This window comes from Streptococcus chosunensis, from assembly GCF_003626515.1.
Classification (GTDB): domain Bacteria; phylum Bacillota; class Bacilli; order Lactobacillales; family Streptococcaceae; genus Streptococcus; species Streptococcus chosunensis.
Genome location: NZ_RBCK01000002.1, coordinates 192,064 through 207,658 on the forward strand (window position 1 = coordinate 192,064; position 15,595 = coordinate 207,658).

Annotated in this window: 21 protein-coding genes; all 21 read left to right on the plus strand. The window is 41.0% G+C overall.

All coding sequences use genetic code 11. The features are described 5' to 3' along the window. Positions 1–118 precede the first annotated feature (118 nt). The 21 genes from spx to rpsS all read left to right on the plus strand — a co-directional run bounded on the left by spx (position 119) and on the right by rpsS (position 15,586). Positions 119–517 carry a transcriptional regulator Spx gene (gene spx, locus D7D54_RS06815; RefSeq protein ID WP_000591165.1) on the plus strand — a complete coding sequence of 133 codons (399 nt, stop codon included), beginning with the start codon at positions 119–121 and terminating at the stop codon, positions 515–517. Positions 518–589: 72 nt separating this feature from the next. After that, complete coding sequence (locus tag D7D54_RS06820) at positions 590–1,159, plus strand: SP0191 family lipoprotein (protein WP_033682420.1); 570 nt, start codon at positions 590–592, stop codon at positions 1,157–1,159. Positions 1,160–1,245: 86 nt separating this feature from the next. Then, positions 1,246–1,512: an IreB family regulatory phosphoprotein gene (locus D7D54_RS06825; RefSeq protein WP_000507059.1), complete on the plus strand. Its 267-nt coding sequence runs from the start codon at positions 1,246–1,248 to the stop codon at positions 1,510–1,512. Between the two features lie 3 nt (positions 1,513–1,515). Beyond that, positions 1,516–1,935: a Holliday junction resolvase RuvX gene (gene ruvX, locus D7D54_RS06830; RefSeq protein ID WP_033682419.1), complete on the plus strand. Its 420-nt coding sequence runs from the start codon at positions 1,516–1,518 to the stop codon at positions 1,933–1,935. A 15-nt stretch (positions 1,936–1,950) separates the two neighbouring features. Further along, positions 1,951–2,256 (plus strand): DUF1292 domain-containing protein, encoded by a 306-nt coding sequence (locus tag D7D54_RS06835; protein ID WP_000017620.1) that lies wholly within the window; start codon positions 1,951–1,953, stop codon positions 2,254–2,256. Between the two features lie 257 nt (positions 2,257–2,513). Then, positions 2,514–3,764: a bifunctional folylpolyglutamate synthase/dihydrofolate synthase gene (locus tag D7D54_RS06840; protein ID WP_120719111.1), complete on the plus strand. Its 1,251-nt coding sequence runs from the start codon at positions 2,514–2,516 to the stop codon at positions 3,762–3,764. Between the two features lie 86 nt (positions 3,765–3,850). After that, positions 3,851–4,315, plus strand: a complete 465-nt coding sequence (locus D7D54_RS06845; protein WP_033682416.1) for an SP_0198 family lipoprotein — start codon at positions 3,851–3,853, stop codon at positions 4,313–4,315. A gap of 254 nt (positions 4,316–4,569) precedes the next feature. Then, positions 4,570–6,102 (plus strand): cardiolipin synthase, encoded by a 1,533-nt coding sequence (cls, locus tag D7D54_RS06855; RefSeq protein WP_120719112.1) that lies wholly within the window; start codon positions 4,570–4,572, stop codon positions 6,100–6,102. 254 nt (positions 6,103–6,356) lie between these two features. Beyond that, positions 6,357–7,910, plus strand: coding sequence for a damage-inducible protein CinA (locus D7D54_RS06865; RefSeq protein ID WP_120719113.1), 1,554 nt, complete (start codon positions 6,357–6,359; stop codon positions 7,908–7,910). A 119-nt stretch (positions 7,911–8,029) separates the two neighbouring features. Continuing rightward, positions 8,030–10,237 carry an anaerobic ribonucleoside-triphosphate reductase gene (gene nrdD, locus D7D54_RS06870; protein ID WP_020901850.1) on the plus strand — a complete coding sequence of 736 codons (2,208 nt, stop codon included), beginning with the start codon at positions 8,030–8,032 and terminating at the stop codon, positions 10,235–10,237. Positions 10,238–10,248: 11 nt separating this feature from the next. Beyond that, the gene (locus D7D54_RS09380; protein WP_000521621.1) at positions 10,249–10,389 is read left to right on the plus strand and encodes a hypothetical protein; all 141 of its coding nucleotides are present in this window, start codon (positions 10,249–10,251) and stop codon (positions 10,387–10,389) included. 43 nt (positions 10,390–10,432) lie between these two features. Then, positions 10,433–10,939, plus strand: coding sequence for a GNAT family N-acetyltransferase (locus tag D7D54_RS06880; RefSeq protein ID WP_020901851.1), 507 nt, complete (start codon positions 10,433–10,435; stop codon positions 10,937–10,939). Then, positions 10,932–11,522 carry an anaerobic ribonucleoside-triphosphate reductase activating protein gene (nrdG, locus tag D7D54_RS06885; RefSeq protein WP_020901852.1) on the plus strand — a complete coding sequence of 197 codons (591 nt, stop codon included), beginning with the start codon at positions 10,932–10,934 and terminating at the stop codon, positions 11,520–11,522. Before D7D54_RS06880 ends, nrdG begins: the two co-directional genes overlap by 8 nt. Further along, positions 11,519–12,145 (plus strand): uridine kinase family protein, encoded by a 627-nt coding sequence (locus D7D54_RS06890; RefSeq protein WP_020901853.1) that lies wholly within the window; start codon positions 11,519–11,521, stop codon positions 12,143–12,145. Before nrdG ends, D7D54_RS06890 begins: the two co-directional genes overlap by 4 nt. Beyond that, positions 12,120–12,371 (plus strand): hypothetical protein, encoded by a 252-nt coding sequence (locus tag D7D54_RS09310; RefSeq protein WP_162496601.1) that lies wholly within the window; start codon positions 12,120–12,122, stop codon positions 12,369–12,371. The genes D7D54_RS06890 and D7D54_RS09310 overlap by 26 nt, the downstream gene beginning before the upstream one ends. Before the next feature lie 17 nt (positions 12,372–12,388). After that, on the plus strand, positions 12,389–12,697 hold the full coding sequence (rpsJ, locus tag D7D54_RS06895; RefSeq protein ID WP_001284513.1) for a 30S ribosomal protein S10: 309 nt from the start codon (positions 12,389–12,391) through the stop codon (positions 12,695–12,697). Positions 12,698–12,779: 82 nt separating this feature from the next. Then, a complete protein-coding gene (gene rplC, locus D7D54_RS06900) occupies positions 12,780–13,406 on the plus strand; it encodes a 50S ribosomal protein L3 (RefSeq protein WP_000160197.1) in 627 nt (208 codons plus the stop codon). Between the two features lie 24 nt (positions 13,407–13,430). Continuing rightward, positions 13,431–14,054 (plus strand): 50S ribosomal protein L4, encoded by a 624-nt coding sequence (gene rplD, locus D7D54_RS06905; protein ID WP_000024549.1) that lies wholly within the window; start codon positions 13,431–13,433, stop codon positions 14,052–14,054. After that, the gene (locus tag D7D54_RS06910; RefSeq protein ID WP_001055347.1) at positions 14,054–14,350 is read left to right on the plus strand and encodes a 50S ribosomal protein L23; all 297 of its coding nucleotides are present in this window, start codon (positions 14,054–14,056) and stop codon (positions 14,348–14,350) included. The genes rplD and D7D54_RS06910 overlap by 1 nt, the downstream gene beginning before the upstream one ends. A 17-nt stretch (positions 14,351–14,367) precedes the next feature. Beyond that, a complete protein-coding gene (gene rplB, locus D7D54_RS06915) occupies positions 14,368–15,201 on the plus strand; it encodes a 50S ribosomal protein L2 (RefSeq protein ID WP_000512911.1) in 834 nt (277 codons plus the stop codon). A gap of 103 nt (positions 15,202–15,304) precedes the next feature. Continuing rightward, positions 15,305–15,586 carry a 30S ribosomal protein S19 gene (gene rpsS, locus D7D54_RS06920; protein WP_000533766.1) on the plus strand — a complete coding sequence of 94 codons (282 nt, stop codon included), beginning with the start codon at positions 15,305–15,307 and terminating at the stop codon, positions 15,584–15,586. Positions 15,587–15,595 lie beyond the last annotated feature (9 nt).

Here is a 15,595-nt window from a genome sequence, read left to right on the forward strand (position 1 = left end):
AAAAAGTGCGAAAATGACGAAAAAAGTCAAAAAAATTTAAAAATAGGTCGCAAGTCGGATGTTTTTTATGGTATAATAGACTAAACTGATAGTAACATGTAGCGAAAGGGGTAGGTACATGATTAAAATTTATACAGTCTCAAGTTGTACTAGCTGTAAAAAAGCAAAAACCTGGCTCAATGCCCACCAGTTAAGTTATAAAGAACAAAACCTTGGTAAAGAAGGAATTACGAGAGAAGAATTACTGGATATTCTGACCAAAACAGATAACGGAATAGCCAGCATCGTTTCGTCTAAAAATCGCTATGCCAAAGCCCTTGGAGTGGATATTGAAGATTTGAGTGTCAATGAAGTCCTCAATCTGATTATGGAAACACCGAGAATTTTAAAGAGCCCAATCCTTGTAGATGAAAAACGCCTGCAAGTTGGCTATAAGGAAGACGATATTCGTGCCTTCCTACCACGCTCTGTCCGTAATGTAGAAAATGCAGAAGCACGTTTGCGTGCAGCTCTATAAACATCAAGGCTGGGAGCAACTCCCAGTCTTATTCTATTTTAATTTCAAAAAGAAAGAAGAAGGAAGAAAGAAATGAAAAAAATAGTTCTTGTTAGTTTAGCTTTCCTTTTTGTCCTGGTTGGTTGCGGACAGAAAAAAGAAACTGGAACAGCTACAAAAACAGAAAAGGATACACTTCAGTCGGCATTGCCAGTTATTGAAAATGCCGAGAAGAATACTGTTGTGACCAAGACTTTGGTCTTGCCAAAGTCAGATGATGGTAGTCAGCAGATTCAAACGGTCACATATAAAGGAAAACAATTTTTAAGTTTGACTATTGTTCAAAAAAGACCAATTACCGATGAATTGAAGACTTTTGTAACTGAGCATGGTGTAGAGGCTACTCAAAAAGCCCTCATTGAGGCTGAAGGTAAAGATACCTCGATTCAGGAAGCACGAAAGTTGCCAGGTTTTACACTTGAGACAAAGATACTAAGTGAAACAGAAATTCAAACAACAACTACTTATGATTTTCAGGTTTTAGATATCAAAAAAGCTTCACAGGTTGAATATCTAAAGAATATTGGTTTGGAAAATCTTTTGAAAAATGAACCGAGTCAATATGTAGCAGACAGATTGGCAAATGGCGCGACAGAACAGTAGAAAATCCAAATAAATAGACTGCCTGAATTGTAGAACGTAAGGAATTATGCTATAATGGTACTATTCTAAGGAAAGAGGGTGTTAGAATGGGATTTACTGAAGAAACAGTACGTTTTAAATTGGACGATTCCAATAAAAAAGAAATTAGCGAAACTCTGACTGATGTTTATGCTTCGTTGAACGATAAGGGCTACAACCCAATTAACCAAATCGTAGGTTACGTATTGAGTGGAGACCCTGCCTACGTTCCTCGTTATAATAATGCACGAAATCAAATCCGTAAGTATGAGCGTGATGAAATCGTTGAGGAATTAGTCCGCTACTACCTTAAAGGACAAGGAGTCGATCTATAACCTATGAGAATTATGGGATTGGACGTCGGTTCAAAAACGGTAGGGGTGGCGATTAGCGATCCGCTTGGTTTTACAGCTCAAGGACTTGAAATCATCCAAATCAATGAGGAGCAAGGTCAATTTGGTTTTGACCGCGTTAAGGAGTTGGTTGATACTTACAAGGTGGAACGATTTGTAGTGGGCTTGCCTAAAAACATGAACAATACAAGCGGACCGCGTGTGGAAGCTAGTCAAGACTACGGAGCAAAGCTGGAAGAGCTTTTTGGTTTACCAGTAGACTATCAAGATGAACGCTTGACAACAGTTGCCGCAGAGCGTATGCTGATTGAACAAGCAGATATTAGCCGTAACAAGCGCAAGAAAGTCATTGATAAGTTAGCAGCTCAGCTGATTTTACAAAATTATTTAGATAGAAAATTTTAATACAAAGGAGAGGCTATGTCACACGATCATAACCACGACCACGAAGAACGTGAACTAATCACACTAGTAGATGAACAAGGAAACGAAACCTTGTTTGAAATCCTTTTGACCATTGACGGAAAAGAAGAATTTGGTAAAAACTATGTTCTTCTAGTACCAGTTAACGCAGAAGAAGACGAAGACGGACAAGTTGAAATCCAAGCTTACTCATTCATCGAAAATGAAGATGGAACAGAAGGCGAATTGCAACCAATACCAGAAGACTCAGAAGACGAATGGAACATGATTGAAGAAGTCTTCAATAGTTTTATGGAGGAGTGATACAGTCTGGGAGACTGTATCAGCCCAACTCCCAGAAATTGGGAAGAGTTGGAACGTCCAGTGGACGTGTTTAGCCCTGCGCTATAAATTAGAAACGCAGGCACATCCAGTGGATGTTTTTACTCCACGTTAGCATTTATAGTAGCTAGTTATTAGCTAACCAGGTAAGAGGTTGGGACGAAAATCCTGGCCTCGTTTTTGTTAGTTATGAGACTTTATTGAGGCAGTTGATTGAACCTGTAATTAAGGAGATGTATATGTTTGAAGTAGAAGAATGGCTCCATAGTCGGATTGGTTTGAATTTTCGATCAGGCTTGGGCCGAATGCAACAAGCGGTGGATTTGTTGGGGAATCCCGAGAAGTCTTATCCTATTATCCACGTAACAGGAACTAATGGAAAAGGTTCTACCATTGCTTTTATGAGGGAGTTATTTATGGGGCATGGCAAAAGAGTTGCGACTTTTACCTCTCCTCATATCATTTCCGTCAATGATCGAATCTGCATTAATGGGAAGCCAATAGCTGACGCAGACTTTACCCGTTTGGCGGAACAGGTCAAGGAGATGGAAGAGACGCTTCTGCAAACCCATGATCAGTTGTCTTTTTTTGAATTGCTGACCTTGATTGCTTTTCTTTATTTTAGAGAGCAAGAGGTTGATTTGGTTCTACTGGAAGTGGGAATTGGTGGCTTACTTGACACGACCAATGTGGTAACCGGAGAGATTGCTGTCATCACCTCCATCGGACTAGATCATCAGGAGACCTTGGGTGATAGTCTAGAAGCAATCGCAGAGCAGAAAGCTGGTATTTTTAAGGCTGGTAAAAAGGCAGTGATTGCTAAGTTGCCTTCAGAAGCTAGGCTTGTTTGTCAGAAAAAAGCAGACTCTTTAGCTGTTGACCTTTATCAGGCAGGCCAAGATTTTTCAATGCTGAATGGTAATTTTTCAAGTTCTTTACTAAATCTTTCACAGCTGAACATAGGCTTAGAAGGAGCTTATCAGCGGGAGAATGCGGCCTTGGCGCTACAAACCTTTCTTCTTTTTATGAGGGAAGGAAAGGAAGTTGTTGATGAGCAGGTTGTAAGACAGGCTTTGGAGAAGACCCATTGGGCTGGGCGTTTGGAGCGTATTCGTTCTCAGATTTACTTGGATGGTGCTCATAACCTCCCTGCCTTGACTCGCTTGGTTGAGTTTATCAAAGAAAAAGAGCAGGAAGGCTATCGTCCTCAAATCCTATTTGGAGCCTTGAAACGGAAGGATTATCAAGGGATGTTGGCTTATCTGACTGAAAAATTGTCTCAGGTGGAACTCAAGGTGACCGGCTTTGACTATCAAGGTTCTTTGGATGAAACAGATGTAACAGGTTACGATATAGTTCCTTCTTACCGAGAATTTATTAGCAATTTTGAAGCAAGAGCAGGTGCCCAGGATTTGTTGTTCGTTACAGGGTCTCTCTATTTTATCTCAGAAGTACGGGGCTACTTGCTGACCCATGAGCAGATGAATTGACCTCCTTTTTTGAACTTGTTATACTAGGGAAACTACTAGTTAGAGGGAAAAAATTCTGTAAATTGGTAGCAGAAAGGAAATTTATCATGAAATTAAAAAGATTCACACTTTCTCTTGCTTCTCTAGCAAGTCTTAGTCTTTTAGTAGCTTGTTCACAAAGAGCACAACAAGTTCAACAACCAGCAACTCACTCGCAAACACAACAAACTCAGCAATCACAATCTGCTGCTTCATCTTCTACAGAAAATAGCAGCCAGGCAGCAACAAGTTCTTCACAAAATGCTCCTGAGGCTCAACCAACTGATATTGATGGAACCTATACCGGTCAGGACGAGGGAGACCGTATCACTTTAGTGGTAACTGGTACAACGGGCACCTGGACACAGGTAGAAACTGACGGAGATCAAGAAATCAAGCAGGTTAGCTTCGATGCCGCTAATCAACGTATGATTATTGGGGATGATGTCAAGATTTATGCAATCAATGGAAATCAGATGATTATCGACGATATGGATAGAGAAGCGTCTGATCGCATTGTTTTATCAAAATAGACTAGAAGGAGACTGGTTTTGTCAGTCTCTTTTGTTTTTACGCAGAAAAATGATTATAAATACTTGCCTTCTACCGAATACCTGAGTTATACTAGTATCAATTACCTGTTTTTAGCATTCATACTCTTCGAAAATCTCTTCAAACCACGTCAGCTTCCATCTGCAACCTCAAAACAGTGTTTTGAGCAACCTGCGGCTAGCTTCCTAGTTTGCTCTTTGCTTTTCATTGAGTATCAAAATATCAAGGAGGGGATATGAAATATAGAAAATTTCAATTATTAATGTCCAAGTATGGCTTTAGTCTTTCGATTATGCTGCTTGAACTTTCTCTTGTTTTTGGTCTCTTTCTTTACTTAGGGCGTATGGCTTCTATTCTATGGGTTATTCTCTTAATCTTTATGAGTATGGCGACTATTGTCGCAATTGTCAATCGTTCAATGACACCTGATAGTAAAGTAATGTGGTTAGTGGTAACTTTTGTTCCTGTCATCGGACCCTTGCTCTATCTGATGTTTGGTGAAAGGCGATTGTCCAAAAAAGAAATCAAGCAGTTGGACAAACTTGGTTCTATGCATTTTCGGGAGGATAACAGTAAAGCTCTCCGCCAGAAATTGAAGGAAGATGATAAGGCGGCTTACGGAGTTATCAAATCTTTGCTAAGTATGGATAGCAATGCCGATGTCTATGATCGAACAGATTCACAATTCTTTTCTTCGGGTGAAAGCATGTGGCAACATATGTTGGAAGACCTCAAGAAAGCTGAGAAATTTATCTTTCTAGAGTACTATATTGTCGAAGAAGGTTTGATGTGGAATAGCATACTAGATATACTAGAGCAAAAGGCAGCTCAGGGTGTAGAGGTCAAGATGCTCTATGATGATATCGGCTGTATGGCGACTTTGCCTGGAGACTATACTATTCAACTTCGTAGTCGAGGAATTGAAGCCCATAAGTTTAACAAGGTGATTCCTCGTTTGACGGTGGCTTACAACAATCGGGACCATCGTAAAATCCTTGTCATAGATGGTCAGGTAGCCTATACAGGAGGCATTAACTTAGCCGATGAGTACATCAATCATATAGAACGCTTTGGCTATTGGAAGGACAGTGGGATTCGCTTAGATGGCCCTGGTGTCAAGGCTCTAACCCGTCTTTTTTTGATGACTTGGTACATCAATCGTTGGGAAATCAGCGATTTTGACCAGTATCACCTGGAAAATCAGCCTTGTTCTGGCCAAGGGCTCTGCATTCCTTACGGTAGTGGACCCAAGCCCATCTTCCGTACTCAAGTAGGGAAAAAAGTTTATCAAAGTTTGATTAATCAGGCTACTGATTCAGTCTATATCACAACACCCTATTTGATTATTGACTATGATTTAACTGAGAGTATTAAAAATGCAGCCATGAGGGGTGTTGATGTCCGCATCGTGACTCCTTTCATTCCGGATAAAAAATTAATCCAGCTCATAACAAGAGGAGCCTATCCGGATCTTTTGTCAGCAGGAGTCAGGATTTTTGAGTATAGTCCAGGCTTTATCCACAGTAAACAAATCCTAGTGGATAAGGATTTTGCTGCAGTTGGGACTATCAATTTAGATTATAGAAGTTTGCTTCACCACTATGAAAATGCCGTTTTGCTATATAAAACGGCATCAATCACAGAGATTCAAAAAGATTTTCAGGAGATTTTTTCAGTATCTCAAGAAATTTTCCAAGATACGATAAAAAATAGCTGGTATCAAAAATTGATTAAGGAAATTGCCCAGTTATTTGCCCCAATATTATAAGAAATCTAGGACTTAGGACACAAACCAGTCCTATTTTTCTTGCCTTTTACGAATAGAAAGATAGAGGGGGAATGATGCTGACTCAGAAAGAATTGGATTATATCCTGACATTTAAACAGACGCATTTACACCGATTTCGGGAAATTGAAACCTTTGTGCAACTATGTAAAAAATCACTCAAACAGCCATCGCAAGCTGACAATTCTAGGTCTTTTTGATATACTAAGACAGATAAATTGAATAGGAGAAACGACATGGCTGTATACGGCAGAATCGAAGAAGTATCCGAAACGATACAGAGTGATGAAATAGAAAATAGATTGAATAGGAACCTTGAATCGGACCTGGAAAAAGAAGAGCACCTAGCTTTCCCATTTTTCAAGCTTATCATGGGAAGTACGATTGCGACGATTTTTTCTGTGGTGCTTCCTTTACTTTTAGATATGGTAAGTCCTTCTCAGGCTCAGGATTTGTATATAGGCTGGGCTTTGCATCAGGGAGGACAGCTTTACAGTAGCTATTATGCTAGTCAAGGCATTCTTTATTACTTGCTACTTTATATTACCCAAGGCGGCATTCTTTTTGCCTTGGTAGAATGGCTAGCCCTCTTAGGAGGAGGTTACTTCCTCTTTTCTTCGACAGAGTATTTGACAGGGCAAAGGGAGCAAGCTAAGCAACTCCTAACAATATTTTATATTTTGGTGTCGGGGCTTGGTTTTGGAGGAGGCTATGCTACGATCTTAGCTCTGCCATTCCTGTTTGCAGGATTTTCATTCATAGCAGCTTATCTTTCAACTCCTAACCATGACAAGGGATTTTTACGTCTGGGGATCTTTTTGGGTCTATCATTTTTCATAGAGCCTCTTACAAGTCTTCTCTTTACTGCAGTAGTAACGATTGGTTTATTTGTCTTTAATGTTGGGCATGGTCGTTTTGTCCATGGAGTTTATCAGTTTTTTGCAGCGGCGCTTGGTTTTTCTCTCATCTTTTACCCAGTAGGCTACTATGTCCTTGCTTCAGGTGGTTTTGGAGAAGCTCTAGGGAGTCTTTTGTATCCGATTGATTCCCTTCAGGTCTTTACCAATCCCCAACTAATGGATAATGTTGTATTCTATGGTTTGTTGACCTTTGGTTTAGGAGCTCTTTTCCTTGTTTTTCTAGGCTTGTTCCAATCAAAGACATCAAGATTATATGTTATTTCAGTGCCTGCTAGTTTCACTTTCTTATTTGTACTAGCCTTGTTGCTTTTTTCTCAAGAACCTCTTCACGGTTCGCGTTTGATTCTAATCATTCCATTTTTACTCCTTCTTTTGATGACCAGTATTCGTGGGAAGCATTCAGCTAGGGGAGCTCGTCGTCGGAGAAGAGAGGAAGTTCCTACTCTATGGAAAAAATTCATGGAGGGAAATCTCTACCTACCGATCCTCGTGGTGGTTTATCTGATTGCAATTCCTTTTGTGGCTCGTTTTGTCTTGCATCCAGCTTCTTATAGAGAGCAACATCAAGTGGTAGACAGAGTCAAACAAGAGACGAGTGATGGTGACCAAATCTATATTTGGGATTCACATGTTCAAATGTATAAAGAAAGCCAGCGTTTGGCTGGATCCATGTTCCCATCACCTCTTCTTTACACGAGTACAGAAGAGAATAAAACTAGTTTAATCAATGACTTGAAAGAAAACCAACCTAAGGTGATTGTGGTGACTGACAAGGTGGCTCTCTGGTCTGAGGCGGAGACACTCTTGAAAGAAAATTACCAACAAGTAAAGACTGATTACTCAGAGTTTAAAGTCTATAAAATCAAATAGCCAAATCAATATCTTGTGTATTTTTAAAAATTTTAGGATTTTTAACACAAGATATTGATTTTTCTTTTTAGAGTGGTATAATACTTTTTAGAAAGAACATTTTAGAAAAGAGCATGCATATGATTGCACTAGAAGAAAAAATTACAATTTTGCCAACTCTCTTCGTCGAGAAACGAGATGGGAGACGTGTTGTATTTGATGTGGACAAGATTGACAAGGCTCTCCACAAGGCGGCTGACAAGGTTATGGATGTGACACCCTTGGTTGAAAAGCGCCTAAATGCTCTGACCGAGCGAATTGTCACAGAAATTCATAGTCGCTTTCCACAGGGGGTTAAGATTTACGAAATTCAAAATATCGTAGAACATGAACTCCTTGAAGCCAAAGAATATGCGCTAGCTGAGGAGTATATTACTTATCGAACACAGAGGGATTTTGAGCGATCAAAAGCAACAGATATTAACTTTAGTATCCATAAACTTCTCAACAAAGACCAGGCAGTTGTCAATGAAAATGCTAATAAAGACAGCGATGTCTTTAACACCCAGCGCGATTTGACAGCAGGCATTGTTGGGAAATCAATCGGACTGCAAATGCTTCCTAAGCACGTAGCCAATGCCCACCAAAAGGGGGATATCCACTATCACGATTTGGACTACAGTCCCTATACACCTATGACCAACTGCTGTTTGATTGATTTTAAAGGTATGTTGGAAAATGGTTTTAAGATTGGAAATGCAGAGGTAGAAAGTCCCAAGTCTATCCAGACTGCAACAGCTCAGATTTCCCAAATCATCGCCAACGTTGCTTCTAGCCAGTACGGTGGCTGTTCAGCTGACCGTATCGATGAAGTTTTGGCGCCCTATGCAGAGAAGAATTACCAAAAACACCTCAAAGATGCGGAGGAGTGGGTTTTACCTGAAAAACGGGAAGATTACGCTTGGAAGAAAACTCAAAAAGACATCTATGATGCCATGCAATCTCTCGAGTATGAAATCAATACTCTCTTCACTTCAAATGGACAAACACCTTTTACTTCGCTAGGTTTTGGTCTGGGAACCAATCGTTTTGAACGAGAAATTCAAAAGGCAATTTTAAACATTCGTATCAAGGGGCTTGGTTCAGAACACCGCACAGCCATCTTCCCTAAACTTATCTTCACGCTTAAAAGAGGACTCAACTTAGAGGAAGGAACTCCCAACTACGACATCAAGCAATTAGCTCTTGAGTGTGCAACCAAGCGGATGTATCCAGATGTCTTGTCCTATGATAAGATTATCGAACTGACAGGTTCCTTCAAGGTGCCTATGGGTTGCCGTTCTTTCCTCCAAGGATGGAAGGATGAAAATGGTGTTGAGGTCAACTCAGGCCGTATGAATCTGGGTGTTGTGACGGTTAACCTGCCTCGTATTGCTCTCGAGTCTGAAGGAGATATGAACAAGTTCTGGGAAATCTTCAACGAGCGTATGAATATCGCTGAAGATGCCCTGGTTTATCGTGTTGAACGGACCAAGGAAGCGACACCAGCTAATGCTCCTATCCTTTATCAATACGGTGCTTTTGGTCATCGTCTAGGTAAAGAAGAAAGTGTTGACCAGCTCTTTAAGAATCGTCGTGCGACAGTTTCGCTGGGCTATATCGGTTTGTATGAAGTAGCGACTGTTTTCTTTGGAAACAGCTGGGAAAGTAATCCAGATGCTAAGGAATTCACGCTAGATATCATTCGCGATATGAAACGCCGTGTAGAAGAGTGGTCTGACCAATATGGCTACCATTTCTCTATCTACTCAACACCGTCTGAAAGTTTAACAGACCGTTTCTGTCGACTAGATACAGAGAAGTTTGGCTCTATTCCTGATATTACAGACAAGGAATACTACACCAACTCTTTCCACTACGATGTTCGTAAAAATCCAACACCGTTTGAAAAATTGGATTTTGAAAAAGTCTATCCAGAAGCAGGTGTGTCAGGTGGTTTCATCCATTATTGTGAGTATCCAGTCCTCCAGCAAAATCCAAAGGCCTTGGAGGCTGTCTGGGATTACGCTTATGACCGTGTGGGTTATCTGGGAACCAATACTCCAATTGACCGTTGCTACAAGTGTGACTTTGAAGGAGATTTTGAACCAACTGAAAGAGGATTTGCTTGTCCAAACTGTGGCAATAGTGACCCTAAAACAGTAGACGTTGTTAAACGTACTTGTGGCTATCTAGGCAATCCTCAAGCGAGACCTATGGTCAACGGCCGTCACAAAGAAATCGCTGCGCGTGTCAAACATATGAATGGCTCAACGATTAAAATAGCTGGCCATCAAGTAACAAATTAGAAAGAAATGAAATGGGAAAATATCAATTAGACGATAAGGGGCGCGCACAAGTGACCCGTTATCACGAGAAACATTCTAAGGGTGGAGCTGGTAAAAAAGAACGCTTGCTCAGCCTCAGAGAACAATTTTTAAATAAGAACAAGAAAAAATAAAAGTGAGAGTCAGCTCTCGCTTTTCTCTTAGTGGGAGGTAAGGATGGAACTACGCAGACCAATATTGGCAGATAAAGAAACAGTTTTAGAGATGATGGCAGAGTTTGAAAAGAGCCAATCAGCCCATGATGGAGGATTTTGGGATACAGAGAACTTTGTATATGAAGAGTGGCTGGAAAGCAATCAGAATCAGGAAATGGGGATTAATCTGCCTGAAGGATGGGTTCCTGCAATTCAGTTAGTGGCTTTTTCTGAGAAAGGTCAAGCAGTTGGATTTCTTAATCTCCGATTGCGCCTCAGTAACTTTTTACTAGAAGAAGGTGGTCACATTGGCTACTCCATCCGACCGTCTGAAAGAGGCAAAGGTTATGCTCAAGAAACTCTCCATCAGGGCTTGCAAGTTGCTAAGGAAAAGAACATCAAGAAAGTTCTTGTAACCTGTAGCGTGAATAATCCTGCCAGCAGAGCAGTCATTCTAGCAAATGGTGGGCTCCTTGAGGATGTTCGTAATGGAGTCGAGCGTTATTGGATAGAGGTAGCGAATGAATAATCCAAAACCACAAGAATGGAAAAGCGAGGAACTCAGTCAAGGTCGAATTATTGATTACAAGGCCTTTAACTTTGTGGATGGGGAAGGTGTGCGCAACTCTCTCTATGTATCAGGTTGTATGTTTCACTGCGAGGGTTGTTATAATGTAGCAACCTGGTCCTTCAATGCAGGAATACCCTATACAGCAGAATTAGAAGAGCAGATTATGGCAGACCTTGCCCAACCCTATGTTCAAGGCTTGACTTTGCTAGGAGGGGAGCCTTTTCTAAACACGGGCATTCTTTTGCCGCTCGTTAAGCGCATTCGAAAGGAATTGCCAAATAAGGATATCTGGTCATGGACCGGCTATACATGGGAAGAAATGATGTTGGAAACTCCAGATAAACTGGAACTCTTATCATTGATTGACATTCTTGTAGATGGACGGTATGATCGAACTAAACGAAATCTCATGCTTCAGTTCCGAGGTTCGTCCAACCAACGCATCATCGATGTGCAAAAATCGCTCCAAAGTGGGCAAGTAGTGATTTGGGACAAGCTCAATGATGGAAAAGAAAGCTATGAACAGGTGAAGAGAGAGTGAAGAAAAACGACTTAATAAAAGAACTGGTCTCAGATATCGAAACGGGGAAAGTCAGGTCACTGGGAATATACGGTCATGGAGCTTCAGGTAAATCAACCTTTGCACAGGAATTGTACCAAGCTTTAGATTCTACTACAGTAAATTTATTAGAAACAGATCCTTATATCACTTCAGGACGCCATCTTGTAGTACTAAAGGACGCGCCAAAACAAAAGGTGACAGCTTGTTTGCCAGTGGCGCATGAACTGGCGAGTTTGCAGAGAGATATCTTGGCCTTACAGGCGGGTATGGATGTCTTAACAATTGAAGAACCTTGGAAGGCTAGTGAGGTCTTGTATGGAGCAAAACCAATTCTGATAGTCGAAGGAATGTCTGTGGGCTTTCTACCCAAAGAACTCTTTGATAAAACCATTGGTTTCTACACAGATGAGGAGACCGAATTAAAGAGGCGTCTAGCTCGAGATACGACTGTGAGAAATCGCGATGCATACTTTATATTGGCTAGTCATCAGATAAGACGGGAGCAGTATCTGCGATACTATAAAGAAACCGAGTCAATGGCGGACATCTTAGTGGATCAATCAGAAGATAAATTTGATGTCAAGAGAACCCACCTTATATAGAAGAAAATCCCTAGTTTTAAAAAGAAAAATAGGAAAACAGTTTCATCGCAAAAAAACAAAAAAACAGCAACAAATCCCTTGCAATCGCAGGGGCTTTGTGTTATTCTATTATGGTGCTGTAAATTACAGCCTTAGCTTTGATGCAAGAGGTTGCGACACGCTCGGTTGCATTGCCACGCAACACCGCGTCGGTTTTCTTGTGGAGCTAGCCTATTATCTTAAATAGACGAAAAGGAGAAAAAGATGGCAAACAAAAAAATCCGTATCCGTTTGAAAGCTTACGAACACCGTACGCTTGACACAGCGGCTGCAAAAATCGTAGAATCAGCTACTCGTACAGGTGCACAAGTTGCGGGTCCAATCCCACTTCCAACTGAACGTAGCCTCTATACAATCATTCGTGCGACTCACAAATATAAAGACTCTCGCGAACAATTTGAAATGCGTACACACAAACGTTTGATCGATATCGTTAACCCAACTCAAAAAACAGTTGATGCTTTGATGAAATTGGATCTTCCAAGTGGTGTGAACGTAGAAATCAAACTTTAATCTAAAGCTTGATACCTTGAGCATAAAAAACGCTCGTTAAAAACTTTTTGAATAAAAAATATAGAAAAGGAACTATTTTCTCATGACAAAAGGAATCTTAGGGAAAAAAGTGGGAATGACTCAAATCTTCACTGAAGCTGGCGAATTGATCCCTGTAACAGTTATTGAAGCAACTCCAAACGTTGTTCTTCAAGTTAAAACTGTTGAAACAGACGGATACAACGCTATCCAAGTTGGTTTCGATGACAAACGTGAAGTATTGAGCAACAAACCTGCTAAAGGACATGTAGCGAAAGCTAACACGGCTCCTAAGCGCTTCATTCGTGAATTCAAAAACGTTGAAGGCTTGGAAGTTGGTGCTGAAATTACAGTTGAAACATTCGCAGCTGGAGACGTTGTTGACGTAACTGGTACTTCTAAAGGTAAAGGTTTCCAAGGTGTTATCAAACGCCACGGACAATCACGTGGACCAATGGCTCACGGTTCTCGTTACCACCGTCGTCCAGGTTCTATGGGACCTGTTGCACCTAACCGCGTATTCAAAGGTAAAAACCTTGCAGGACGTATGGGTGGTGACCGCGTAACAATTCAAAACCTTGAAGTTGTACAAGTTGTTCCAGAAAAGAACGTTATCCTTATCAAAGGTAACGTACCAGGTGCTAAGAAATCTCTTATCACTATCAAGTCGGCAGTTAAAGCTGGTAAATAATAAGGAAAGGGGAATACAGTCAAAATGGCAAATGTAACATTATTCGACCAAACTGGTAAACAAGCGGGCGAAGTTGTTCTTAACGATGCAATCTTTGGTATCGAACCAAACCAATCTGTTGTGTTTGATGTGATCATCAGCCAACGTGCTAGCCTTCGTCAAGGAACTCACGCAGTTAAAAACCGCTCAGCTGTTTCAGGTGGCGGACGCAAACCATGGCGTCAAAAAGGAACTGGACGTGCTCGTCAAGGTTCTATCCGCTCTCCACAATGGCGTGGTGGTGGAATCGTCTTCGGACCAACTCCACGTAGCTATGCGTACAAACTTCCTCAAAAAGTTCGTCGCCTTGCACTTAAATCTGTTTACTCAGAAAAAGTTGCTGAAAATAAATTTGTAGCCGTTGATTCTCTTGAATTTACAGCTCCAAAAACTGCTGAATTTGCAAAAGTTCTTGCAGCTTTGAGCATCGATTCTAAAGTCCTTGTTATTCTTGAAGAAGGAAACGAATTCGCAGCTCTCTCAGCTCGTAACCTTCCAAACGTGAAAGTTGCGACTGCTACAACTGCAAGTGTTCTTGACATCGCAAATAGTGACAAACTTCTTGTTACTCAAGCAGCTATCTCTAAAATCGAGGAGGTTCTTGCATAATGAATTTGTATGATGTTATCAAAAAACCTGTAATCACTGAAAGCTCAATGGCTCAACTTGAAGCAGGCAAATATGTATTTGAAGTTGACACTCGTGCACACAAGCTTTTGATCAAGCAAGCTGTTGAAGCTGCTTTCGAAGGTGTTAAAGTTGCTAATGTTAACACAATTAACGTAAAACCAAAAGCTAAACGTGTTGGACGTTACACTGGTTTTACTAACAAAACTAAAAAAGCTATCATCACACTTACAGCTGATTCTAAAGCAATCGAGTTGTTTGCTGCTGAAGCTGAATAATCTAAGGAGGAAATATCGTGGGAATTCGTGTTTATAAACCAACAACAAACGGTCGCCGTAATATGACTTCTTTGGATTTCGCTGAAATCACAACAAGCACTCCTGAAAAATCATTGCTTGTTGCATTGAAGAGCAAGGCTGGTCGTAATAACAACGGTCGTATCACAGTTCGTCACCAAGGTGGTGGACACAAACGTTTCTACCGTTTGGTTGACTTCAAACGTAACAAAGACAACGTTGAAGCAGTTGTTAAAACAATCGAGTACGATCCAAACCGTTCTGCAAACATCGCTCTTGTACACTACACTGACGGTGTGAAAGCATACATCATCGCTCCAAAAGGTCTTGAAGTAGGTCAACGTATCGTTTCAGGTCCAGAAGCAGATATCAAAGTCGGAAACGCTCTTCCACTTGCTAACATTCCAGTTGGTACTTTGATCCACAACATCGAGTTAAAACCAGGTCGTGGTGGTGAATTGGTGCGTGCTGCTGGAGCATCTGCTCAAGTATTGGGTTCTGAAGGTAAATACGTTCTTGTTCGTCTTCAATCAGGTGAAGTTCGTATGATTCTTGGAACTTGCCGTGCTACAGTTGGTGTTGTCGGAAACGAACAACATGGGCTTGTAAACCTTGGTAAAGCAGGACGTAGCCGTTGGAAAGGTATTCGCCCAACAGTTCGTGGTTCTGTAATGAACCCTAACGATCACCCACACGGTGGTGGTGAAGGTAAAGCACCAGTTGGTCGTAAAGCACCATCTACTCCATGGGGCAAACCTGCTCTTGGTCTTAAAACTCGTAACAAAAAAGCGAAATCTGACAAACTTATCGTTCGTCGTCGCAACGAGAAATAATATTAAACTAGTCGCTTAAGTAACTAGTAAATCCGCCAGCTCGGTAGCGCTCCATAGGAGCGCAAGCCGCTGTGGTACAACATTTAAAGGAGAAAATATAAAAATGGGACGCAGTCTTAAAAAAGGACCTTTCGTCGATGAGCATTTGATGAAAAAAGTTGAAGCTCAAGCTAACGACGAAAAGAAAAAAGTTATTAAAACTTGGTCACGTCGTTCAACGATCTTCCCAAGTTTCATTGGTTACACTATTGCAGTTTATGACGGACGTAAACACGTACCTGTTTATATCCAAGAAGACATGGTAGGTCACAAACTTGGTGAATTTGCACCAACTCGTACTTACAAAGGTCACGCTGCAGACGACAAGAAAACACGTAGAAAATAAGGAGAACAT